Origin of the sequence: Actinomyces glycerinitolerans (assembly GCF_900098745.1) — a bacterium.
Classification (GTDB): Bacteria; Actinomycetota; Actinomycetes; order Actinomycetales; family Actinomycetaceae; genus Actinomyces; species Actinomyces glycerinitolerans.
Window position 1 is genome coordinate 162,983 of sequence record NZ_FQTT01000010.1, and the last position, 23,432, is coordinate 186,414.

The 23,432-nt window shown below is 66.9% G+C and carries 19 protein-coding genes; 4 read left to right on the forward strand and 15 right to left on the reverse strand.

Annotated features, from left to right (window positions below; genetic code table 11):
• Positions 1 to 70: 70 nt before the first annotated feature.
• On the reverse strand, positions 71 to 1,048 hold the full coding sequence (locus ACGLYG10_RS07295) for an acetylxylan esterase (RefSeq protein ID WP_211482997.1): 978 nt from the start codon (positions 1,046 to 1,048) through the stop codon (positions 71 to 73).
• A 251-nt stretch (positions 1,049 to 1,299) separates the two neighbouring features.
• Here ACGLYG10_RS07295 and ACGLYG10_RS07300 point away from each other — a divergent pair, with 251 nt between their 5' ends.
• Both ACGLYG10_RS07300 and ACGLYG10_RS07305 read left to right on the forward strand, forming a co-directional pair.
• Entirely contained in the window at positions 1,300 to 2,334 is a 1,035-nt protein-coding gene (locus ACGLYG10_RS07300; protein WP_170866483.1) for a LacI family DNA-binding transcriptional regulator, read from the forward strand.
• A 196-nt stretch (positions 2,335 to 2,530) separates the two neighbouring features.
• Positions 2,531 to 2,971: an RpiB/LacA/LacB family sugar-phosphate isomerase gene (locus ACGLYG10_RS07305; RefSeq protein WP_073329838.1), complete on the forward strand. Its 441-nt coding sequence runs from the start codon at positions 2,531 to 2,533 to the stop codon at positions 2,969 to 2,971.
• Between the two features lie 80 nt (positions 2,972 to 3,051).
• On the opposite strand, the gene ACGLYG10_RS07310 is transcribed toward ACGLYG10_RS07305, so the two are convergent.
• The 8 genes from ACGLYG10_RS07310 to ACGLYG10_RS07345 all read right to left on the reverse strand — a co-directional run bounded on the left by ACGLYG10_RS07310 (position 3,052) and on the right by ACGLYG10_RS07345 (position 12,912).
• Complete coding sequence (locus ACGLYG10_RS07310; RefSeq protein WP_170866484.1) at positions 3,052 to 3,723, reverse strand: alpha/beta hydrolase fold domain-containing protein; 672 nt, start codon at positions 3,721 to 3,723, stop codon at positions 3,052 to 3,054.
• Positions 3,724 to 4,077: 354 nt separating this feature from the next.
• A complete protein-coding gene (locus ACGLYG10_RS07315; RefSeq protein ID WP_073329844.1) occupies positions 4,078 to 5,826 on the reverse strand; it encodes a dihydroxyacetone kinase family protein in 1,749 nt (582 codons plus the stop codon).
• Positions 5,823 to 7,817 (reverse strand): right-handed parallel beta-helix repeat-containing protein, encoded by a 1,995-nt coding sequence (locus tag ACGLYG10_RS07320; RefSeq protein WP_073329846.1) that lies wholly within the window; start codon positions 7,815 to 7,817, stop codon positions 5,823 to 5,825. Before ACGLYG10_RS07320 ends, ACGLYG10_RS07315 begins: the two co-directional genes overlap by 4 nt.
• Before the next feature lie 48 nt (positions 7,818 to 7,865).
• Entirely contained in the window at positions 7,866 to 8,780 is a 915-nt protein-coding gene (locus ACGLYG10_RS07325) for an NAD(P)-dependent oxidoreductase (RefSeq protein WP_073329849.1), read from the reverse strand.
• Positions 8,781 to 8,792: 12 nt separating this feature from the next.
• On the reverse strand, positions 8,793 to 9,716 hold the full coding sequence (locus ACGLYG10_RS07330) for a sugar phosphate isomerase/epimerase family protein (protein WP_073329851.1): 924 nt from the start codon (positions 9,714 to 9,716) through the stop codon (positions 8,793 to 8,795).
• 45 nt (positions 9,717 to 9,761) lie between these two features.
• On the reverse strand, positions 9,762 to 10,640 hold the full coding sequence (locus tag ACGLYG10_RS07335; RefSeq protein ID WP_083565723.1) for a carbohydrate ABC transporter permease: 879 nt from the start codon (positions 10,638 to 10,640) through the stop codon (positions 9,762 to 9,764).
• On the reverse strand, positions 10,640 to 11,548 hold the full coding sequence (locus ACGLYG10_RS07340; RefSeq protein WP_108969469.1) for a carbohydrate ABC transporter permease: 909 nt from the start codon (positions 11,546 to 11,548) through the stop codon (positions 10,640 to 10,642). The genes ACGLYG10_RS07335 and ACGLYG10_RS07340 overlap by 1 nt, the downstream gene beginning before the upstream one ends.
• Before the next feature lie 8 nt (positions 11,549 to 11,556).
• Entirely contained in the window at positions 11,557 to 12,912 is a 1,356-nt protein-coding gene (locus ACGLYG10_RS07345) for an ABC transporter substrate-binding protein (protein WP_170866485.1), read from the reverse strand.
• Positions 12,913 to 13,376: 464 nt separating this feature from the next.
• Here ACGLYG10_RS07345 and ACGLYG10_RS07350 point away from each other — a divergent pair, with 464 nt between their 5' ends.
• Entirely contained in the window at positions 13,377 to 14,417 is a 1,041-nt protein-coding gene (locus ACGLYG10_RS07350; protein WP_073329856.1) for a LacI family DNA-binding transcriptional regulator, read from the forward strand.
• A 57-nt stretch (positions 14,418 to 14,474) separates the two neighbouring features.
• Here ACGLYG10_RS07350 and ACGLYG10_RS07355 read toward each other — a convergent pair whose 3' ends face one another.
• Together ACGLYG10_RS07355 and xylA are read right to left on the reverse strand one after the other, a co-directional pair.
• Entirely contained in the window at positions 14,475 to 15,953 is a 1,479-nt protein-coding gene (locus ACGLYG10_RS07355) for a xylulokinase (RefSeq protein ID WP_073329859.1), read from the reverse strand.
• Positions 15,954 to 16,125: 172 nt separating this feature from the next.
• Positions 16,126 to 17,307, reverse strand: a complete 1,182-nt coding sequence (gene xylA, locus ACGLYG10_RS07360) for a xylose isomerase (RefSeq protein WP_073329862.1) — start codon at positions 17,305 to 17,307, stop codon at positions 16,126 to 16,128.
• A gap of 68 nt (positions 17,308 to 17,375) precedes the next feature.
• Here xylA and ACGLYG10_RS07365 point away from each other — a divergent pair, with 68 nt between their 5' ends.
• Positions 17,376 to 18,623: an ROK family transcriptional regulator gene (locus tag ACGLYG10_RS07365; RefSeq protein ID WP_244542614.1), complete on the forward strand. Its 1,248-nt coding sequence runs from the start codon at positions 17,376 to 17,378 to the stop codon at positions 18,621 to 18,623.
• Between the two features lie 160 nt (positions 18,624 to 18,783).
• On the opposite strand, the gene ACGLYG10_RS07370 is transcribed toward ACGLYG10_RS07365, so the two are convergent.
• From ACGLYG10_RS07370 to ACGLYG10_RS07385, 4 genes are all read right to left on the reverse strand, one after another.
• A complete protein-coding gene (locus tag ACGLYG10_RS07370; protein ID WP_073329868.1) occupies positions 18,784 to 19,911 on the reverse strand; it encodes a sugar kinase in 1,128 nt (375 codons plus the stop codon).
• The gene (gene eda / locus ACGLYG10_RS07375; protein ID WP_073329871.1) at positions 19,908 to 20,588 is read right to left on the reverse strand and encodes a bifunctional 4-hydroxy-2-oxoglutarate aldolase/2-dehydro-3-deoxy-phosphogluconate aldolase; all 681 of its coding nucleotides are present in this window, start codon (positions 20,586 to 20,588) and stop codon (positions 19,908 to 19,910) included. The genes ACGLYG10_RS07370 and eda overlap by 4 nt, the downstream gene beginning before the upstream one ends.
• Before the next feature lie 112 nt (positions 20,589 to 20,700).
• The gene (gene uxuA / locus ACGLYG10_RS07380) at positions 20,701 to 21,801 is read right to left on the reverse strand and encodes a mannonate dehydratase (RefSeq protein WP_073329874.1); all 1,101 of its coding nucleotides are present in this window, start codon (positions 21,799 to 21,801) and stop codon (positions 20,701 to 20,703) included.
• Positions 21,798 to 23,411, reverse strand: a complete 1,614-nt coding sequence (locus ACGLYG10_RS07385; protein ID WP_073329877.1) for a mannitol dehydrogenase family protein — start codon at positions 23,409 to 23,411, stop codon at positions 21,798 to 21,800. The genes uxuA and ACGLYG10_RS07385 overlap by 4 nt, the downstream gene beginning before the upstream one ends.
• Positions 23,412 to 23,432: the final 21 nt, after the last annotated feature.

Here is a 23,432-nt window from a genome sequence, read left to right on the forward strand (position 1 = left end):
CGCGAATTGCCGTAAATTGCCTAACGACAAGACTATTAGGCCGGCTAGGCCGCGCAGAGCTCTAGGCCGGCTAGGCCGCGCAGAGCTCGCGGATCCACGTGAGCTGACGGCGCAGATAGTAGAACTCGCCGCCCTCATGCCCGTTGTCCGAGTAGATCTCCACCTCTGTCGGGCCGGCGTATGCCGCCAGCGCCTGTTGACCGCCCAAGGGTGGACAGCAGGTATCGCGCAACCCCAGCCCCCAAAGCGACGGGGCCTGGGCACGCCGCGCATGGTTGACGCCGTCGACGTAGGCCAGGGTGCGGAAGACCACCTCACGCTCGGCTCGCCGCACCGACAGGTATCGGACCAGTTCCGCGTAGGGCTCGCCCTGCGCAGACTGATAGACGGCCGGAATGTCGCAAAGAAAGGGGACGGATACGGTCACTCCGCGCAGGTCGGACACCAGTCCGGCAACGGCAAGAGCAACGCCGCCCCCCTGAGAGTTTCCCATCACGATCACGCGCTCGGCGTCGACGTCCGGCAGTTTGCGTACCGCATCCACGGCGCGCACCGCGTCCACGATGAGGCGGCGGTAATAGTACGTTTCGGGCGCGGAGATGCCACGGGTGACAACGCCGGGCGCTTCGGGGGCGCCGTCGTGGAGATCCGGCGTGTCCCCACCGCTCCCATATCCGCACCCCTGCCCGCGTACGTCAAGCAGCAGGTGTGCCATACCCGCGGCCGCTACGTGGGGATTCTCGCCCGGCAGTCCACGCCCGCGGCCGTAGCCCGGAATCTGAACCACGCAGGGTAGCGGTTCATCGTCGCACCTTGCCGGCCGGGACAGCCACGCCTTCACCCGCTGCCCGCCGAACCCCCTGAAGGAGATGTCCCAGTAGCGCAGCTCCGAGAGGGGCTGCTCCACGGCGACGCGTTCAGTCGTCCTCGCCTCGGGATCGAAGCTGCGCGCCTCATCCAACGTCCGCGCCCAGAAACGATCGAAGTCATCTGGTTCCGATACGACTGAAGGCGGAAGCGGGCCGAGTTGCGGGGGCAAAGTAGCCATGCACATCCTCCCTTGAGGTGCGGCAGCCACACCGGTGCGGCGCGCAGCCGCATTTCGAGGTCTTTCGCACGTTTTCGTGCGATCGCGAGTGTAAGCTGCAACTCCTGCTCAGGACAAGGTCACCGGCACGGACCAATGGCAGAAACATCGGTACAGGGGCAGGGGCAAGGACACTACGCTTGCTGGAACAACACTTGTACCACCGGCTTCTACCCGCGCCGGTGTGGGGCGACCCGAGAATGGAGGACACTGTGACTCCGCGCGAACGCGTCACGCTTGACACCATAGCTGCAGCCGCTCAGGTCTCGCGCGCAACCGTGTCCAAGGCGATCAATGGCCGTCAGGACGTCTCTGCGCGTACACGTCGACAGATCCTTGACCTGGCCGAACAACTCGGCTATGAGGCGCCTACATCCGCAGAGCGGAGTTCCCCGACGATCACAATCGTCTTCGATTCTCTCGATACGTACTACACCAACCGCGTGCTCGCCGGGGCGGTAGCGGCAGCGCACGATCATGGCGCCATTCTTGATGTCCGCTCCTTCAATGACCGTCGAGAGGCCGCGTCCGACTCCTGGGTGCGACGGATCGTGGCAGAAGGTCATTTAGCACTGATCGTTGTCACCATGGAACTGTCTGATGCGCAGATCGACGCGGTGCATACACTCCAGCTGCCTGTGATCACCGTAGACCCGGCTCAAGAAACCCCCGACGGGGTGCTTGAGATCTCCTCGACCAACTGGAACGGCGGCATGGCCGCCACCCAGCACCTGCTCGCACTGGGGCACCAGCGCATAGCCTTCGTCGCCGGCCCGGAGCGCTCGCTACCGGCCCGGGAACGCCTGCTCGGTTTCCGTTCCGCCATGATGGATGCCGGCCTCGACGTGGATCCCACACTCATCCTTGGGAACAGCTTCACTTATGCCAATGGGCTGCGCGCGGGGCTGACCCTGCTCGATATCGCGCCGGAAAGCCGTCCCACCGCCGTCATGTGCGCCTGCGACGTCTCCGCAATAGGCGTATATGAGGCTGCCCGTCAGCACGGACTGTCCGTTCCCGACGAACTCAGTGTTGTCGGCTATGACGACACTTTCCTTGCCGAGTGCGCCGCTCCCCCGCTCACAACCGTTCACCAGGCGCTGGAGACGATGGGGGCGCGGGCAGTCGAGGCGTCCCTAGACCTCGCCGAAGACTCCACAGGAACCAAGACCAAGCGAACGATCGGCTCGGTCAAGATTCCTACGCGCCTGGTCGAGCGCGCCTCGACGGCGCCGCCGCGGGTGTAGCGGATCGTCGCGAGTTGGCGCGACGAGCCTAGAACCGCGAGCACCACCAGCCTCCCCTGTGAGCAACAAGGCGAGTCACCCCCCACCATTGCATTTGTTTCTGCGACACGCCTAAACTTTCGTCGCAAGGGAAGCCACCCAGCGCACTGCCCGCGCCCCCGCCAAAGGCGCCGGGCACATCCGAAGAAGGACCACCATGAAGCTCGCATTCGGCTGCGACCCCAACGCCACAGCACTCAAACACCTGCTGATCACCGAGGCGTCCGCCCTCGGCCATGAGATCATCGACTACCCCTCTGACGACCCCATCTATGCCAATGTCGCTATCCGAGTCGCCCAGGACGTCGCCGCTGGTTTGGCGGACCGCGGGATATTGTTGTGCGGAACGGGCATCGGTGTCTCAATCGCCGCCAACAAGGTTGCCGGAGCCTACTGTGCCTGTATCAGCGACGCCTACCAGGCTCAGCGCGCGGCCCGATCCAATGACGCGAACCTCGTCTCGATGGGGGCACAGGTCGTCGGTCCCGAGACGGCCAAATTCCTTCTGCGCGAGTACCTCGACGGCGTCTTCGACCCCGCCGGTAGGTCCGCCCCCAAGGTCGACCGTATTCGCGATTACGAGGCAAGTAGAGCCTGAGGCCTCGCGCTGCAACGTGGTCGGGAGCCGCATGCAAAGCATCAGTTACCCGGCTCCCGGCCCACGCCCGCGGCCCGCGCTCACATTCCGAGCCCCGACGCCCTGGCATTCGCTTCGATCAGGGTCATCCAGGCGTCGATCCTGGCGAGCGAACGGTCCGAGACCACGAGCTCGGGCGTGTTCAGGTGCCCGTGAAGCGCTTCCGGCTCGCAGAACTGGACTACGTCGTTACCTGCGGCTGCCAGAGAGGCCGCCAGCGTCTGCCCGCTCGCCCTCAGGCCGTCCAGCTCCGAATTGAGGACATAGACCGGGGGGAGCCCACTCAGGTCGCCGTCGCCGGGGAAGGCGTAGGGCTCCTCCATCCGGTCCTCCGTCCCCACGAAGTTGAGATTCATCAGGTGGACCCGCAACGGCGAGTAACGCTGCTCGAAGGGGATGCGAAGGTATTTGTTACGCAATTCCGGCGTCATCGGCGGCAGCACCGAGTGGGCCGTCGGGTACACCAGCGGAATGCCGGCGGGCAACTGGCCGCCCTCGTCGCGAAGACGTTGCGCCGCGGACAGCGCCACACTCGCGCCAGCACTCGCCCCTCCCAGATACCAGACGGAGGTCACACCAGCGAGACTCGGCAGCGCCGCACAAACGTCGACAACCTCATCGATCGGGACAGGGAAGCGAATGCCCGCGGCCGCCCTCGGAGGCCATGGCCACTCATCACCCGCGGGGATGTGCTCCGCAAGGGAATAGTCCACAACGGCGACTGTGCATCCCCTGCGCGAGAGGTGTCCGGCAACACTCATCGCCTCCGGCATGTTGATCGCCCCACGGATGTAAGCGGAACCATGGAGCCAGACCACTACTGGCTCACTAGGAATGCCGCTGTCCGGAGTCCACAGCCGCACGGTAACCTCGCCATGACGCGTCGGAACCGCGGTGTCACGCCACTGCACTCCTCCGCCCCGCCGAGCCGGCCCGCTTACCTCTGTACTCATAGTGCCAATGTCCTCTTCCTACCGCTTCTGGCTACCAGCCCCGCAGGACCCGGAGCGAGTGTGCGGCTGGGCGCATGCAGACCTCTGCCGCACCACGCCCAGCCGTGCTCGCCATCACGAGCCGGTCTCCCCCTCTCTCGCGCGGAGCAGGCTCCCGACGGCAGCGGCACACATCCCGAAGGAGACGGCCCCGGGGTCCGGATGCCCAATAGACCTCTCGGCGAGCGGACGTGCCCTTCCCCTTCGTGGTGACAGGACTCTCGTCTCCTCGGCTGCACGGCACGCCTCGGACGCGGCCGCGCTCCAAGCGTCACTCAATGATGCCTGCGCATCGATTTCGAGACGCAGGCGGTCCCGGAACGGAACTGCCGCGTCTATGACCGTCTTGTCCCCGAGCTCGGCCTTTCCCAGATCGGTCATCGCCAGGACGAAACGCTCCACAGCGGCTGCCACATCCGCGGGCACAACCGTGACCTCGTTGCCGAGCCCGGCCCCCAGCGCTCTAAGCGCAGCACCCCACAGGACACCCGAGGTGCCGCCGGCGTGCTCCGCCCACGCGTCGCCGGCGCTTGCGAGCACGCCGGCGGCGCCCCATCCCGTTGCGAGGGCCGCCGTAGCCGCGTCTACGGCGCAGTCGACTCCGCGAACCATACCGCGGCCGTGGTCGCCGTCGCCGGCCACCTGGTCGATGCGGCCCAGTTCGTCCTCCCGCTCGTGCAGCACCGCCTGCATGGCCCGCAGGCAGTCGACAACCAGAGCGCCGACGACGCGCGAATCCTCCGATCCCAAGGGCGACTCGACGTCGGGTTCTGAATAGAAATACTCGACGGCTTCCTCATCGGCGGTTGCGGATGCGGCCGTCCCCTCAAGCACACCGCGCCGGAAGGCAGGAGTGTCGGCCGGTGCCAGCCACAGGGCCTCCAACTCATCATCCAGCCAGCACAGCGTGAGTGACACCCCGGCCATGTCAAGGCTCGTCACGAGTTCCCCGACCTCGGGCGCGACTACCTCCAGACCCGCCTCCCGCAACATGGCCGCTACATGACCCCACAAGAGGAAGAGTTCCTCGTACTTCGTTGAGCCAAGGCCGTTGAGTATCGCGGCGACCCGTGTTCCCGATCCTGCCGGACGTTCCGAGAGCAGGCGCCCCACGAGGAGCGCGGCCAGCTCGTCAGCGGGCATCCAGTCGATATCCTCCAGCCCCGGCTCCCCATGGATCCCCAGGCCGAGGCCCATCTTGCCCTCGGGCACGGTGAAGTGGGGCTCCCGGGCGCCGGGGAAGGTGCAACCCGCGAAGGCCACCCCGAGGGAGAAGGTCGCGGCGTTGGCCCTCAGCCCCAACCGGACCACCTCGTCGAGATCGTCACCGCGCTCCGCCGCCGCACCCAGAATCTTGAACACCACGAAGTCCCCAGCAATCCCGCGCCGCTTCGAGGACTGTGCGGGCGGCGCGGAGGCGATGTCATCGGTGATGACCAGCTGTCGGGTCTCAATTCCCTCCGCGGTGAGTCGCTCTCCCGCGAGACCGAAGTTCATGACGTCGCCCGCGTAGTTGCCGTAGCTGATGACCACCCCTGCCCCGGAGCTGGCAGCCCGCGCCACCGAGTACGCCTGTACGGTGGACGGCGAGGTGAAGAGATTGCCGATGACAGCGCCGTCCCCCATTCCGGGGCCGACGACGCCGGCGAAGGCCGGATAGTGGCCGGAACCACCGCCATAGATGACGGCCACTTTTGGCTTCATCGAACGTCGACGTCTCACGACACCACCGGGAACAAGACGGAGTCGGTCGGAGTGCAGGTCGACGAATCCCCGGGTCGCATCCTCGGTGAAATCGGCTGGGCTGTTGTAAATCATGGTCATGCCGTTGTCCTCCCCTCGGCGCCGAGCACCCGATCGGCGTCCCAAACGCAGATACGTCCGTCCCCTAATTCGGCAAGCGGTCCGGGGATCCAGGTATCCTCCGGGCGCTCATTCCCAACCAGATCCATGGAAAGGCACACCGGGGAGCCGTCGGGGGCGGTGAAGGGCAGCCCGGCCATGCGCACGTGTCCAAGGTCCTGCGCGCTCACCGGAGCGAGGCCGGGGAGCGAGCCGTCCTCGGGCAGGTCGATGACCACACTGACGCGCCCGTCACCGTCGGTCTCGACCCGGGCGGCACCGTCGGGCACCCGCACAGGGCGTTCCTCAAGCGAGTAGCCCCGGGCGCCGCCGAGGTAGACGTTGTCCCGAATGACAACGACCTGACGCACGTCGTTGTAACGGCGGTGGTCGCCGGCCTCCGCACGGACCTGAGCGAGGTAATCACTCCACTTCGAGGGGCACCCGTCGTAGGCGACCGTGCCATGCCCGTACACACTCAATGCCGGACGTGGCGTGACATAGGCCGGGGCCTGAGTCCCGGGCCCGAAGACATTGCCGATGAAGCGGTCATCACCTCCGAATACGACCGAGACACCGGCGACCTTCGTCGAGTGGGGCAGGTGATACGGCGTGGATCGGTCGGGGACAGTCTCGACTCTGACGGTGCCGAGCACGAGGTTCGCCACGTAGGCGCCGCCCTGACTGAGTATCTCGATCGATGCGGGGGAGGCGAGGACGTTCGAGTCCACAACGTAAGGGCCGTGACTGACCTCGATGAAGAGGTCGCGGGAGTTATCGTGCAGCACGTTGCGGGCGACCCTGGTACCCTGCGTCTCCCAGTCGAGCCAGATGCCGAGGGAGCACCCGTGCACGTGGTTGTGGGTGATGCTCGTGTCGATCGCGGCATGCAACTTGATGCCCGCGATCTCATGACCGTAGAAGGCCCGGCGCGCAGAGATCGTGTGAATCTCATTGTCCTCAATCGTGGAGAAGGCACAACCCATGTGTCCTACGACGGCGTTCTGCCCGCAGTCGTGAATGAGATTGCGCCGAACGACGTGGGAGCCGACCTTCTCTCTGGACCACCCGAGTTCGAGCCCGGCGAAGACCGACTCCAACTGATACTGGTAGCCCGAGCGGTCCCCCCTCGTGGTGGAGTAGTTGTCTCCTGTGGAGCCCTCCTTGCCCAGCGAGACGGCCGCGCACTTGGCGTCGTGAATGTGGTTGTCCTCAATGATCCAGCCTCTGGCCCAATTGGGGCCGATCAGACCGGGCTGGTCGCCGGTTGGCGGCGCCCACGGGGTCGCAGCGTGCGCCAACTCAAAACCGCGCACGGTGATGTAGTCGATCTGGTGATTGCGCGGAAAGAACACCGAGCGGCGGACATTCGCCTCGATGAGCGCCTCACGTGGGCTGCGACCCGCGAGGTTCACCATGATCGTCGTCGTGGTGTCATCGACGACGGCAAGCCAGGTGCCGGGCACCGGCCCGCCGGCGGGGGCCACCTGCACCCCGGTCCAGTCATCGACGATCTCGGGCAGCGCGGGGGGTCGGCGCAGTTCTTCGCGGTCGCGAACTTCCCTCAGTGCCGTACCGTCTAGATACACCTCACCCAGGTGCTGAGGGGCGTCCGCCCCCACGGGGCGCACCAACCAGTCGCCTGCGATCACCTCCCGGTAGGGGTTGAAGTCGCCGAACAAGGAGTTGTCTAGAGCCGTGGACCACAGACCGTCCTCGATCTCCTCCCATTCGTTCAGTTCCTCGGAGCCCTTGATGACGACATGCTCTCCAGGCGCGGCTGTGTATGTGATGCGGCGCAGTTCATCACGTCCACCGCGCTGCGGGTCAACCCACTCGCGGTAGGTGCCTTCGTGAACAATGACGGTGTCACCCGGAAGGGCTCTACGGGCGGCCTCCGAGATGGTAAGGAGCGGCTCCTGTGCCGTCCCCGGAGCAAGGTCCGATCCCTGTTTTCGGACATGTATATCCATGATTGAGTCGTGTTCCTTTGCTTTGAGGTCTTGTCAGGATGCTGTCATTCAGTTCCCGCTGAGGGCTCCGCCGTGCAGGAAGACCGCCAGAGCCGAGTCGTCCTGAGCCGCCAAGCCCGCCTTCATAGCGGTGCGATAGAGATTCTCAGCAGCGCCCGCTACGGGCGTGGGCAGGTGAGCGGCCCGATTTAGATCACCGACTATGCCCATGTCCTTGTCGATGATGTCGAGACGGGACCGCAGTTCCACCGGCGCTCCCCGCAACTGCTCGGCCATACGCGGACCGCGGTCACCGAGCATGAAAGAGGCGGCCGCCCCCTGCATGAACACCTCTACGCATCGGCGCGGATCGAGGCCGAGACTCGCCGCCATGGCCAGTGCCTCCGCCGCGGCCGCGGTGTGAATGCCGCACAGCAGCTGGTTCACGGCCTTCATGTTCTGGCCGGCTCCAACAGGACCCGTTTCAACCAGGGTCTCACCCAACGCGGTGAGCGTCGGGCGGCCGGCCGCGAGCGCCTCCTGCGAGCCCCCAATCATGATGAGCAGAGTGCCGTCACCCGCGCGGACCGCCCCTCCGGAGACCGGGGCGTCGACGGTGAGAACACCGCCTTCCGCGAGCCTGGCAGCCACGTCCACAACGCAGGCCGCACCCACGGTGGAAGTGATGACGACGACTGCCCCTTCGCGCAGGCCGGAGGCGGCGCCCCGCGCCCCGAACAGGACTTCATCGATCTGGTCTGCTGACCTCACCGCGATGACGGCGACGTCAGCGCCCTGGACTGCCTCGGCCGCGGACACGGCAGGCAGGACCCCGGCACACGCAGCGAGTTCGCGGCGCGGCTCAAAGGGGTCATAGCCGACTACGCCCCCGGGGGCGACTGCGGCGAGGCGGGTTGCCATGGGCAGCCCCATGGCTCCCAGGCCGAGGACGGCTGTGCGGTTTGCCGTAGTGGTTTCCGTCATGGTGGCTCCCTTTCAGATCTCATTCAGCGCGACAGCCAGCATCCGGCGGATGTAGCGCATGTTCTCCGCGGATACAGTCAGGCCGTCGCCGCCATAGTTCTCCACGCACATCGGGCCGTCGAAGCCGGCGTCAATGGCGATCTGGATCGCCTCGCGGTAATTCGCCGTGCCGAATGCCATGGGGGCGGGCACCGTGGTTACGTGCCCCTCGGCGTTTACATCGCGCGAATAGCTCTTCATGTGCCAGTAGTTGGCGTATGGCATGCACTTCTCAACACTGACGAGGAAGTCCTCAATGGGCCGGTGCAGGCGGTAGAGGTTGCCCAGATCGGGGTTCAGGCCGACGCCGCTCATCCCGATATCGGTGACGAGCCTGACCGCGGAATCGGCGGTGCCGAGCAGGGTGTCCTCGTACATCTCCAGGGACAGCAGCAGGCCCAGGCTCACGGCGTGTTCGCCGAGCTCGCGCAGGCGGGTGACGGCTCGGTGCCAGTTGTCCGGATCACGGGAGTCAACGGGACCCGGCTGAGTCCAGAACCACAGGGCGTGGGCCTGGGCACCGAGGAGAGGACGGTGCAGGCCGACGGAGACAATCTCGGAGCCGAGAAAGGCCGCCGCGTCAATGACCCGATGCGAGTATTCGAGATTGTCCTCCCACCCGACGGGATCGATGACGGAACGGCGGATCGCGGAGATCGCCGATGGGGCGAGCCCGTACTCCTTGAGGAGCCCCTTGAGGAGAGCCAGGCGCTCCCGACTGAGGTCTCCGACACGGACCCAGTTATCGGTGAGATCGACGGCCGTGAACCCCTCGAAGCGGACCTGGGCGAGCTGCTTGCGCCAGGTGTACTCGTCGGCGTCCTGGGAGTCCGGGAAGGGAAGCATGGCAGCGGCGATAGGCCAGTTGGCGGAGGTGCGTTTGCCGGTGTAGGTCATGGGAAGTCTTTCTGGATTTGATGGAGAAGCCGGCTGGAACCGGTGCTACTTGCCGAATCCAGCCGTCATGCCGGCGATCAGCTGACGGCGACCGAGCACATAGAGGGTGAGGATAGGCAGAGCTGACAGCACGATGGCTGCCATCATGGCGGGCACGTTGATCGTCAACTCGCCCTGAAAGGTCCACAAGGCCAAGGGCAGCACCCTGCTCTGGGGCGACTGAGTCAGCACGAGCGGGAACAGGAAGTTGTTCCAGACATTGACGCCGTTGTAGATCGCGGTCGTCGAGAGAGCCGGAACGCACAACGGCAGCACCAGCCTGCTGAGGATCTGCCACTCGGTCGCCCCGTCCAGGCGCATCGACTCGAACAACTCGCTCGGGATATCCCTGAGGTAGTTGGTGAAGATGAGCACCGTGACCGGGATGGCGAAGGCGGTGGACGGCAGGATTACGGCCAGGAGCGTGTCGTACAGGCGCATCCGCGTGATCATGTAGAAGATCGGGATGATCGCCGACTGGGCCGGGATCGCCAGGCCGAGCAGAAAGACCCCCAGGGATCGCTTAGCGATCGCCCGCCTGCTGCGCACGATGGCGTAGGCGGCCATGAGCCCGACGGCTATGGTCAGGCCGACGGCGCCGACGGTCACGATGATCGAGTTGAGGAAGAACCGTGCGAAGCCCTTCTCGAACACCGCCGCATAGTTCTCCAGTGTCGGGTTGCTCGGCGGCACAAGCGCCCCGTCGGTGAAGAAGTTCTGCTGCGTGCGCAGTGAGGTGACGACCACCCAGTAGATCGGCACGACGACGACAAGAAGCCAGAGGACCGCACCTAGGCCGCCGGGGATGTTCACCCGAGGCCCGCTGCGCCGACGTGCTGCCCGTCCTACGATCCCAGAGGCCCGGGGCAAGTCAATGGCGCCCATCAGATTCCCTCCTGCTGGCTTTCCATCCGGGTGAAGCCCGTTATTTTCGTCAGTGTCAGAGACAGGATCAGGCCCAGCATCGCAAGCAGCGTGGCGATGGCGCTGGCACGCCCCATGTCTGCCGCCTGGAAGCCCGTGAGATACATGTGCAGCGGCAGGATCCGGGTGGCATAACCCGGTCCGCCCGATGTCAGCACGAATATGAGGTCAAAGTAGGTCAGTGAGCCTACTAGCATCAGGGTCGACGAGGTGACGATTGTGTACTTCAACTGTGGCAGCGTGATCTGGAAGAACATCCGTAATCCGCCGGCACCGTCGCACGAGGCCGCCTCGTAAAGGGACTTCGGGATCTGCCGCGCACCCGCCTGGTAAAGCAACGTGTGCAGCGGCACGAAGTGCCACGCGATGATGAAGACCACAACCGCGAGAACGGTCTCCCTGTCCCCGAGCCAGTTTCTGCTCAACGGTCCGAGCCGCTCCATGGCGGTCATGCCGAAGTTCGGGTCGAGCAGGTTCTTGAAGGTCAGGCCGACTGCTGCCGAGGAGAGCAAAAGAGGCAGGAAGTAGACGGTTGTTACGACGGCCCGCGTGCGGCCCGCCTGGGCCGCCCAGACGCCGAGCAGCAGGCTTAGTGGCGTCTGGACGGCCCAGGACCCGACCATCACTATTAGGCTGAGCTTGATCGTGGTCCAAGTGACCGGATCGGTCAGCACGGCACGCCAGTTCGTCAGTCCCGTCAGTTGCGGTGAACCAAGGCCGTCCCACTTGGTCAGGGATAGAATTACCGCGCCGAACAGGGGGATGATCGCGAAGACGAGGAATAAGACAAGGGCCGGGACGATGAACCACGGGCTGGGGCCAGTCTTGGTCCTTGCCCGCACGCCGTCGGAGTTGTCTGAAACGCTCACGAGCAGCCTCACTTGCCCACGGTGGCGGTCATCGTGTCAACGAATTCCTGAGGGGTGATCTCAAGGAGGAACAGTTGGTCAAGCGCCGTGTTGAGGGCTTCACCCTGTACCGGCGTGAGTGCCTGGTCCAGGGACAGCTGGAACGCAGGCGCCTCATTGACCATTTCAAAGACGTAGGAGGCAAAGGGATCCTCCGCGGCGGCAAGCTTGTCGCCCGCGGATACGGCACCCGGTACCGAGGCGCGGCCAATGATCTCCTCGACGTATTGGTCGTTCATGACCTGTTCGTCGAGGAACCGGATGGCGATATCCTTGGCAGCATCGGTCGAGGCACTGGTGACGTACCAGTACGCCGAGGGGTTACCTGTGACGTCCTTCGGGTCGCCCTTGCCCCCTTCGACCGCTGGGAAGGCGAAGTAGCCCAGGTTGCCCGACTCGACGAACTCCGGCGAAGCCTGGGCGATGTTGGAGTAGGCGTTGGACAGCATGACGAGCATCGCCGCCTTCCCGGTATAGAGCAGGGCATCGGCTGCGCCGCTCTCATAGGAGGTTGCAGAGGCGTCGGAGGCGAATGCGCCGGCCTCTACGAGCTCTTGGATCTTCCGTGCCGCTTCGAGCACAGCCGGGTCGGACCAGCCGTCGGCCTGGTCCGCCTCGATCTTGGCAAAGACCTCCGGCCCACCGATGCGGTCTACCAGGTAGGCGAGATACGGAAGGTGGGTCCACTTGCTCTGGCCGGCCAGAGCAATAGGAGTGAAGTTCGCACTCTTGGCCTGCTCGACGACGTTGAGCAACTCGCTCCAGGTCTGCGGGACCTCGGCACCGATCGCGGAGAACACCTCCTTGTTGTAAAGCACGACCACGGGCTGCATGTTGCCGATCGGGACGCCGTAAAGCTCGCCATCGATGGTGGCCGCCCCGAGGGTCGCCTCGAGGTAGCGCTCCGCGATGCCGGCGTGCTCGCTGCCCGCAAGTTGCGTTATGGAATCGACTAGGCCCTGTTCCACGTAATCGCGCAGGCCGCCACCGCCCCACCCATATATGAGGGTTGGCGCCTGATCGGCGCCAAGGGCGACGCGAACCTTGTCCTTGTACCCGTTGTCGGGCATGACCTGCAGGTCGATCCGCTCCTCCGGGTGCGCCTCGTTCCACCGGTCGACGGCGGCGATGTATGAGTCCGACTGGGAGCTCTGGATTGCCCAAGCACTGGCGGCGAAGTCACCCGCCCCGCCAGCATCTGAGGAGTTGGGGCCGGAGGACCCGCAGGCGACCAGTGCGGACGTCATTGCCGCGGAACTGACAACGATGCCAGATGCCTTGAGCAGACCGCGGCGTGAAAGCGTGTAATGACCACGAACACTCATCTTCGAGCCTTTCGTACCAAAAGTTTCGGCCGACTGCCAAAACTTTGACGTGTTCAGCGTAGCGTTCCCCCTGATGATCCGCAAGTGCCTCACCCCATGTGATGAAGTCGTCATCGCAGCCACCGCGCGTAGCTCACGTTGCACCGTGTTTCCCTACCCGAAGCGGACGGGAGAGGGGACGTGCTCCAGCTCCTCGCGTTTGAAGGCATGAGGCTGGCGAGTGGTGGTTGATGCGCACGTCCCGGTACACGTTGCTGACGAATGGCGACGGGACGGGCCCCGCCTGATGACTCGCCGACTGGTCGCCGAGGCGCCGCTTGACGTCCCCGCCGACCCGAACGCGACCAACCACTCCCGCCCGGCCCCAGCCACGACGCCCACAAACGCGGACGGCCGGTTCTCCCGGTCCCCTACCATGCGGGCATGCGGTTACAACATCACACCGACCGCTGAAAGGCACCCCCATGAACAACCCGCCAGCCGCGAGCCGCACCCTGCTTGCGGACGTCGCCGCACGGGCCGGCGTCTCACTCGCGACCGCTTCAAAAGTCGCCAACGGCCGCCCCGAGGTCTCCCCAGCCACCCGTGCTCGCGTCGAGGCCGCCATAAAAGAACTCGGCTACGTCACACGCGTGCACCACCCCGAAGAGACGCCCCCGTCCATCTCGTTCATGGCCGACGTAATCGAGAGCGCCTACGCCATGACGATCCTCAAGGGGGCCCGCGACGCCGCCGAGGCTCACGGCGTCGATCTAGTCATAGAGCGCACCCACACCTCCGCGGAAAGGACCTCCCCAGTCCCCCAGTCGGATCTCAACCATCGACTGCTGTCACGCAATCGCTCGGGCGCCGTCGTTCTTACCGCGAGTCTCGACTCCGACACAGTAGCCGGCATTGAAAGCGCCCGGCTGCCGATCGTCGTCATCGACCCACTGGACTCCTCCCATCCGGAGATCGTCTCCGTGGGCGCGACCAACTGGCTCGGCGGGCACAGCGCCGCGGAACACCTGCTTGGGCTCGGTCATACCCGTCTGGCCATCCTTACCGGGCCTGTCGCCTCCCTGAGCGGTACAGCCCGCCTTGACGGTTTCCTGTCTGCCTGTAGCCGCCGTGGACTCACCCCCGAGCCCGATCTCATCCGGCATGGCCCCTTCACGCAGGCAACCGGTTACCAAGTCGCCCGGGAGTGGCTGTCCCTCGGCCCGAGACGCCCGACGGCGATCACTGCAGGCTCCGACCTCCAGGCCATCGGCGTCATGCAGGCAGCCAACGATCTCGGCCTACGCATCCCGGAGAACCTCAGCCTCGTCTCCTACGACGACACCTTCATCACCACGCTCACCACTCCGCACCTCACCGCCGTGCGGCAGCCCCTGGAGGAGATGGGACGCAGAGCGGTGGAAACCGTCCTCCTTATGAAAGACGACGGCCAACCCGAGGCTCACCATATCGAGATCGCGACCACGCTGTCTGAGCGCGCCTCGACGGCGCCGCCGCGGGGATAGCGGCGACGCCGTCGCAGCCGGTCGGAGAGCCCCTACCGGCAGTGCCCTTAGCGCGAGTCAGTCCCCCTGCTGCGATGCTGCCACGATGGCTGCCGCCGCATCGTAGGCGGCACGCACCTGCGGCTGCGGCTCGGCGGTCAGGTGCTCGACCGGGCCGAGTTCCCATACGGGCGGCTCCTCACCGCCGGCAAGCACCCAGGCGGCCTGCTTGGCGGCGCCGTTGGCGACATACTCGCCGGGCTCGGGCACATCCACCGGAACGGCGAGCACGGCGGGGGCGAGCTCGCGGGCACAGGCCCACTTCACTCCCCCACCCACGAGCGTGACGGCGTCGACCTCGACCCCCTGGCCGCGCACGGCGTCGACGCACGCCCCCATCAGGCACAGCAGTCCCTCGACGGCGGCGCGCGCGTAGTTCGCAGGGGTCAGCGAGGCCAGCGTCATGCCGGTGAGCATGCCCGTGGCCTCGGGCAGGTTCGGGGTTCGCTCACCCTCCAGGTAGGGCACGTGCACCAGCCCGGCGGCACCGGGCTCGGCGGACAGTGCGAGCCGGTCGAACTCGTCGTAGGAGACTCCCAGCACCTGCTTGGCGGCGTCCAGAATGCGCGCGGCGTTGAGCGTGCAGGCCAGCGGCAGGAAGGCGCCGGTGGCGTCGGCGAAGCCGGTGACCAACCCGGAGGCGTCATGGGTGGGAGTGGCGGAGACGGCGGCGACCACGCCGGAGGTGCCCAGGGAGACACTGGTGGCGCCGGGGCGCAGGCCCAGTCCGAGGGCGGCGCCGGCGTTGTCGCCGCAGCCGGGACCGAGCACCAGATGGGTCAGGTCCCGCGCCTTCCCCGTCGGAGTGGTGAAGGCGCCGCCGCGGGCGGCCTCCTCGTGTGGGCCGACGACGCGGGGCAATACGATGTCGGCGACCTCGGCCTCGCTGCGGTGCAGGGCGAGCGCGAGCAGGTCGCGGCGGTAGCTGTTGGCCACGGAGTCGAAGTAGCCCGTGCCGGAGGCGTCGGAGCGGTCGGTGACGAGGGTGTCCAGCGAGGCGGCGCCGGACAGCTTCCAGGTGAGCCAGTCGTGCGGCAGGCAGATGGCCGCGATGCGGGCGGCATTCTCGGGCTCGTGGTCGGCCAGCCAGCGCAGCTTGGTGATGGTCAGGGAGGCCACGAGCACCGAGCCGACGGCGTCGGCCCAGGCCTTGGCCCCGGCGGCTTCGTCGCCGTCGCCGAGCTCGCGGATCAGATCGCGGGCGGCGCCGGCGCTGCGGGTGTCGTTCCACAGCAGGGCAGGGCGGATGACCTCACCGTCGGCATCGAGCACCACCATTCCGTGCTGCTGCCCGCCAACGCTCAGGGCGGCGACGTCATCGAGCCCGCCGACGGCGTCGATCACTTCATTGAGTGCGGTCCACCAGTGATCGGGGTGGACTTCGGAGCCGTCCGGATGGGAGGCCTTGGCCTCACGCACGAGGGCGCCGGTGGCGGCGTCGCGGACGACGAGCTTGCAGGACTGCGTCGAGGAGTCGACGCCGGCGACGAGGGCCATAAGAGTTCCTTCCACGTTGAAGGCGGTTGGATTTCGAAGGGACGAACTAAAGCGTAGTCGTGTAGTCGTATGTTGAAGCGGGACGTTGTCGAGGCGAAGGGTCGTCTTCCTCGCGGGGGCCGACGGGCGATGGGGCGGCACCGCCTTGGCGCCACCCCATCGCCACTCCGGTTCAACCGATGAGGTGCTGGACGGCCTTCTCGTAGAGGTCGACGAAGTGGTAGTCGCGGGCGGCGGCCGCCTCGGCGTCGAAGTCCTCGTAGGCGGAGCGGTCGGCGAGCAGGTCGGCGATCGTCTCCCCCTCGGCGAGGGTCGGCTCGGCCAGTTCGTAGATGCCGGAGAGCTTGAGCGCCTCCTGCACCTCCGGGTCGGCGCGGAAGGCACGGGCCTTCTCCGCCAGCTGGATGTACATCTCCATGTTGGCGGCCGCGGACTCCCACACACCCTCAATGCCGTCGGTACGCGAGGGCTTGTAGTCGAAGTGGATCGGCCCGTCGTAGCGCGGGCCGCCGCTGGGGAAGCCGTTGACCAGCAGGTCGACGGTGAAGAAGGCGCTGAGCAGGTCGCCGTGGCCGAAGACCAGGTCCTGGTCGTACTTCAGGCCCTTCTGACCATTGAGGTCGATGTGGAAGAGCTTGCCGGCGTTCAGCGCCTGTGCCAGGGCGTGGGTGTAGTTCAGACCCGCCATCTGCTCGTGGCCGACCTCGGGGTTCAGACCGACGATGTCGCCGTTGTCCAGCTCGGCGATCAGGGCCAGGGCGTGGCCGACGGTGGGCAGGAAGATGTCACCGCGGGGCTCGTTCGGCTTGGGCTCTAGGCCGATGCGCAGGTTGTAGCCCTGGTCCTTGATGTACTGCGCGACGGTGTCCAGACCCTCCTTGTAGCGGTCGAAGACGGCACCCAGGTCCTTGGAGGAGTCGTACTCGGCGCCCTCGCGCCCGCCCCACATGACGAAGGTGGTGGCGCCCAACTCGGCGGCCAGGTCCACGTTGCGCAGGATCTTGCGCAGCCCGAAGCGGCGGATGGAGCGGTCGTTGTTGGTCAGACCACCATCCTTGAAGATCGGGTGGGTGAAGGTGTTGGTGGTGACCATCTCGATGGTCAGGCCCGTGGCGTCCACCGTGTCCTTGAGCTTGCCGACGATCTTCGCGCGCTCGGCATCGGTGGCGTCGAAGGGGAAGACGTCGTTGTCGTGGAAGGTGATGCCCCAGGCGCCCAGCTCGGCGAGCTTCTCGGCGTACTCCCAGGGCTTCAAGGCGGTGCGGGTGGTGTCGCCGAAGGGGTCGGCGGCCAGCCAGCCGACGGTCCACAGACCGAATGAGAACTTGTCTTCCTTGGTGGGCTTACGAACCATGGTTCCTCCTCGAGCCGGATTTTGTTCGCTCACGCAACTATGCCACGGGTGTGCGGTATGGTCAAGGCGTGTCTCAAGCCCGCACGACGTCAGCGTCGCCGTCCCTCGCCCCCCGTACCCAGGCATCCGCAGCCACTGTCTCCGCACGGCAGTCCACCCTGCGGACGGCAAACCTGGCCCTGTTGGCCGGGCACGTCTTCGCCGCCCCCACGCCGGTATCGCGCGCCGACGTCGCCGCCATGACCGGCATGACCCGCTCAACCGCCTCGCGGTTGGCCGACGACCTGGTGGCGGCCGGCATCCTGACCGAGCTGGACCCCTCCCCAGCCTCCGGGCCCGGCCGTCCGGCAGTGCCACTGGCCCCGGCGCGGGGCACCTTCGTGGCTATCGGCCTGGAGGTGAACGTGTCGCGGATGGCGGTACGCGCGATTGACCTGTCCGGCCAGGTGCTGGCGGAGCGGGTAGTGCTGGATGACTTTGAGGCCTCCGATCCCGCGGAGGTCCTGCCCCGGCTGGCAAGGCTGACCCGCGATGTGCTGAGTCTCGACGCCGTACGGCGGGCCCGCAAGGTGGGCGCCGCCATCGCCCTCCCCGGCTTGGTCTCGCACGAGACGCTGCTGCGCGCCCCCAACCTGGGATGGGAGCGGATCGATCCGCGCCCATTCCTGACCGACGTCCTCCAGCCGGACGGCCTGGTGCTGCGCCTGGGCAACGAGGCCAACTTCGGTGCCCTGACCGCGGGACGCGAACGACCCGCGGCGCTGCATTCATCCCCCTCCTTCATCTACCTCTCCGGGGAGAACGGAATCGGGGCAGGAATTGTGCGCGACAATCGGGTCATGCTCGGGGTCTCGGGCTTCGCCGGCGAGGTGGGACATATCCAGGTGGACCCGACCGGCCCGCTGTGCACCTGCGGCAACCGCGGCTGCGTTGAACGCTACGCCGGCCGCCGGCTCATTCTGGCCGCCGCCGGTTTGGAGGCAACGGCCGGGCCGCAGGAGTTGGTGGCGGCCTGGGAGGCGGAGGCGCCGGCCGCACGTCGGGCCGTCACCGATGCCGCCCGGGCGCTCGGCGTCGGACTGAGCGCCGCCATCAACGTCTTGGACATTCCCACGGTGATCCTGGGCGGCCACCTCGCCCCACTGGCCGACATCCTGCGTCCCGAGTTGGAGGCGGAGCTGCGCCAGCGGGTGCTGTCCTCTCGCTGGTCGGTGCCCGAGGTGATCACCACCTCGCAGGATCAGACGCCGGCGGTCACCGGCGCGGCCTGGTCCCTGTTGGAGGAGGTCGTCGCCGACCCGGTCGCCTGGATGTGAGGCGCTGCCCTCCACGCGCCACACACCCCTGGTGCCCCGTGCGCCACGAACACGCGTTCACGCCTCGAACACGAGTTTTAGAGGTATGCATGCGCCCAGCACCCGCAAACCTCCAAAACTCGTGTACTTGAGGCGAAAGCGTGTTTCAGACGGCCGTCCGTCAGCGCTGCACCCGGGCGCCGCCCCCGGCGGCGAGACGCAGAACCTCGGCCTTGGTGGCCATGCTCGTATCGCCGGGCGTGGTCATCGCCAAGGCGCCGTGAGCCGCGCCGTACTCGACCGCGGTGGCCAGGTCGCCGGTGTCGATGAGCCCGTAGATCAGCCCGGAGGCGAAGGAGTCGCCGCCGCCGACGCGGTCGAGGATCTCCAGCCCCGGCCGCTGGGTGGAGCGCACGAAACCGTCCTGCCGCGACCAGGCGATCGCCGACCAGTCGTTGACCGTGGCGGTACGCACCTGGCGCAGGGTAGTGGCGGCGACCTTGAAGTTATCGAAGTCGGCAGTGACCCGCTCGATCATGCGCTCGAAGGCGGTGGTGTCCAGCTTGGACAGGTTGGCGTCCACGCCCTCCACCTCGTAACCGAGGGAGGCGGTGAAGTCCTCCTCGTTACCGATCATGACGTCCACCAGGCGCGCCAGGCGCCGATTGACCTCCTGGGCCCGCTCAATGCCACCGATCCCCTTCCACAGGGAGGGCCGGTAGTTCAGGTCGTAGGAGACGATCGTGCCGTGGCGGCGGGCGGCACTCATGGCGGCCTGGGCGACCTCGGCCGCTGACTCGGACAGAGCGGCGAAAATGCCGCCGGTGTGCAGCCAGCGCACCCCGAGGGTGCCGAACAGGTACTCGAAGTCGACGTCGTCGGCCCGCAGTTGGGCGATGGCGGTGTTCCCGCGGTCGGACACGCCGACGGCGCCCCGCACCCCGAAGCCGCGCTCGGTGAAGTTCAACCCGTTGCGGACGGTACGGCCGATGCCGTCGTACGGCGCCCAGGTGATCATGGGGTCGACGCCGCCGGCCAGGATCATGCCCTCGATCAGGTGGCCGACCTCGTTGTCCGCGAGCGCGGTGACCACGCCGGCGCGCAGGCCGAAGCAGCGGGACAGGCCGCGGGCGACGTTGTACTCGCCGCCGCCCTCCCACGCCTCGAAGCGTCGGGCGGTGCGCACCCGCCCCTCGCCCGGATCCAGGCGCAGCATCACCTCGCCCAGGGAGACGACGTCGTAGCGGCACTCCTCGGCGGGGCGCAGGGTCACCGGCCCGGTGGCAGTCGTTTCGCTGACGGTGCTCATCGGCCGCACTCCTTCGCGATGGCAATGGCCTGGGCGGACAGGCGGGTGATCTGCTCCCAGTCGCCCGCGGCGACCAGGTCCTTCTTCACCATCCAGGAGCCGCCGCAGGCGCGGATCACGTCGACAGACAGGTAGTCGGCCAGGTTGTCGGCGTTGACGCCGCCGGTGGGCACGAAGCCCAAGCCGGGGAACGCGGCGGAAAGCGCCTTGATTGCGGGCACGCCGCCGTTGACCGAGGCCGGGAAGAACTTTACGGTGTCGATGCCGAGCTCGAGGGCGGCCATGATCCAGGAGGCGTCCGAGCAGGCGGGCAGCGAGAGGACACCGGCGTCCTGGGTGGCGCGCACGACGTCGGCGCTGAATCCTGGCGACACGATGTACTTCGCGCCGGCGGCGACGGCGGCTTCGACCTGCGCGGTGTTGATGACGGTTCCGGCCCCGACGGTGAGGCCCTCGACCTCCTGCATGGCGCGGATGGCGTCGGCGCCCGCGGCGGTGCGGAAGGTTACCTCCGCCGTGGTGATGCCACCGGCGACCAGCGCCTTGCCGACGTTCACGCCGTCCTGCGCGGAGTCGACGACGACTACGGGCACCACCGGGTTGGCAGCCAGGAGAGCGGTCAGAGACGACGACGCTGTGGAGGCGTTCGGGCCGGGTGTTTCAGTGGTTCTTGTCATTGGATCTCCTTATCTGTGCCCGTGGTTATTAGTGCGCACGTCATTTGCGCCGGTCTCGGCACGCCAGTTGTGCCGGTCTCGACAACCATATCGACCGATCTCGGTGGTTACTTCAACCGATCTCAGTGGTTGGGGCGGGGCGGGACTTGAGTTTGGCGGTGGCCTCGTACAGGCCGTTGATGTAGGTGGCTCCCAGGGCGCGGTCGTACAGCGGGTAGCCGGGGCGGCCGGTCTCGCCCCAGATCATGCGGCCGTGGTCGGGGCGCACGTAGACGTCGGGGCAGGTGTCGTAGATGGCCTCGACGATGGCGGCCATGTCCAGGCTGCCGTCGGCGGACAGGTGCTGCGCCTCTTGGAAGTGCTTGGGGCCCAGGTGCTTGACATTGCGCACGTGGGCGGCGGCGATGCGGCCGCGCTCACCGAATTCGCGGAAGATCGCGGGCACGTCGTTGTCCGGGTTGGAGCCGAGGGACCCGGAGCACACGCACAGGGAGTTGGCCGGGGAGTCGACCAGGCCCACGATGGCGTCCACATCGTCCCGGTTCTTGCACACGCGCGGCAGGCCGAACAGGTCCCAGGCGGGGTCATCGGGGTGGACCGCCAGGCGGATGCCGACCCTTTCACAGGTGGGGATGACGCCCTGAAGGAAGTAGCGGTAGTGCTCGCGCATTCGGGCGTGGTCGATGCCCTTGTACAGGGCGAGCACCTCCTCCAGCCGGCCCAGCCGCTCGGGCTCCCAGCCGGGCAGGGTCAGCCCGCCGGAGGCGCGCTCGGTCATGGCGACGATCTCGCGCGGTCCCATGCCCTCGACGTCGGCGTGGTTGTAGTACAGGCAGGTCGAGCCGTCCTCGTTGCGGTGGTACAACTCGGTGCGCAACCAGTCGAACACCGGCATGAAGTTGTAAATGACCACCTTGATGCCGAACGCCGCCAGGTTCTCCAAGGTCTGGCAGTAGTTGGCGATGTAGGCGTCACGGCTGGGCAGTCCCAGCTTGATGTCCTCGTGGACATTGACGGACTCGATCACCTCACACTCGAGGCCCTGGGCATGTACCCGATCCACCAGGGCGCCGATGTCCTCCCGGCTCCAGACCTCGCCCGCGGCGTACTGGTCCAACACCCCCATGATGCCGGTCATGCCGGGTATCTGGCGCACATGCTCCAGGGGGATCGGGTCGTAGGCCTCCCCATACCAGCGGAAGGTCATCTTCATGGCAGCATCTCCTCCTCGATGGTGGTGCGCACGGCGCCGGGGCCGGCGAGTAGTCGCGCCAGCAGTGTCTCGATCTTGACGGCCAGCGGGGTGGTGTACAGGTCCAGGGCGAACAGGGTCGGGTCGGACAGGATGGGTCGCAGTGCGGCGTGGATGGCCGCGGCGTCGGCGCTCCCGCCCAGGGACAGACCGGCCACGTGGGCGTGCAGCTCCTCATAGCGCGGATCGGAGGACGGCGTGAAGGGCGCACCGTCGTCGGCAATGCCCGTCAGATAGCGGCACCACAGGGCGATCACCAGCGGGATGGCCGTCAGGCCGCCCAGGTCCAGGCTGCGTTCGCGGTAGCGCAGCAGGGTCTGTCCGAAGCGGATCGGCAGCTTCTGCGAGGTGTCCATGGCGATGCGGGCCGGGTCGTCGGGCAGGTAGGGGTTGGTGAAGCGGGCTCCCAGGACCTCGGTGAGGAAATCCGCGGGGGCGACGACGCCGGGATCGGAGACCACCGGCAGGCCCTCGTCCCAGCCCAGGCGGCTGACCAGCGCTTCCAGGGCCGGGTCGCGCATCTCCGCATCAATCGTGGGCATCCGCAGTAGGCAGCCGGCGACGGCGAGAGCCGTGTGCAGCGGGTTGAGGCAGGTGGTGACCTTCATGTTCTCGAACTTGTCGCACACCTCGCGTGCGACCACGTGCGCGCCGGCCTGCTCGAAGGGCGGGCGGTCGGCGGCGAAGGCGTCCTCGATGATCAGGTACTCGGTGGGTTCGGCGTTGACGAAGCCGGCCATCGCGGTGCGTCCACGGGTGGCCAGCGCCATGTCGGTGAAGCCGAGCCGGGCCAGGTCGTCACTGACGGCCGGGCTGGGTCGCGGAGTGATCTTGTCGATGACGGTGATGGGGAAGGCGACGCGGGTCGGGTCGGCCAGCCAGGCGAGGAAACTCTCCGACGCGGAGCCGGCCTGCACCCAGCCGCGGGCGACGACGGTGATCGCCTCTCGCAGCCGATCGCCGTTGTGGCTGAAGTTGTCGCAGCTCATCAGGGTGATGGGGGCGCCGCCCGCCTCGTAGCGGGTCAGCAGAAGGGCCGCGAGCACCGCCATGGCGTGGGACTGGTAACCGTGGGGATCGGTGGCGACGGCGTCGGCGAGCTCTGGCAGGAGTCGGCCGGCGCCGTCGTGAACGGCGTAGCCCTTCTCGGTGATGGTCAGGGAGACAAGCGTGACCTCTGGATCGGCGGCGAGTGCGAACAGACGGGCGAGGTCGCCCTCGCGGCGGGTGACCAGGGCCTCGCACACCCCGGCGATGGCGCGCAGATCGCGGCCGCCGTCGGGGTTGAGCGTGACGCCGAGGGTGAGTAGGTCGTGGGCGCCGAGCCGGGCGTTGAAGCCGGCCGGGTCGGTGGTGACGACGGCGGTAATGGGCCAGTGGTGTCCGGCGGCGATGAGGTCTTCGGCGATACGGGCCAGGAAGACGCGGAAGATATTGCCGGCACCCAGGTGGAGCCAGCGCGGACGGCGTCTCCCCGCGTCCTGCATGGCGGCGACGTCGAAGCCGGGCGTGATGACACCCGCGTCCCGGAACGCGTCATGGTCCTCAAGACCGTCAATGGTGAGAATCATGGAGCTCTCGGTTTCTCATGG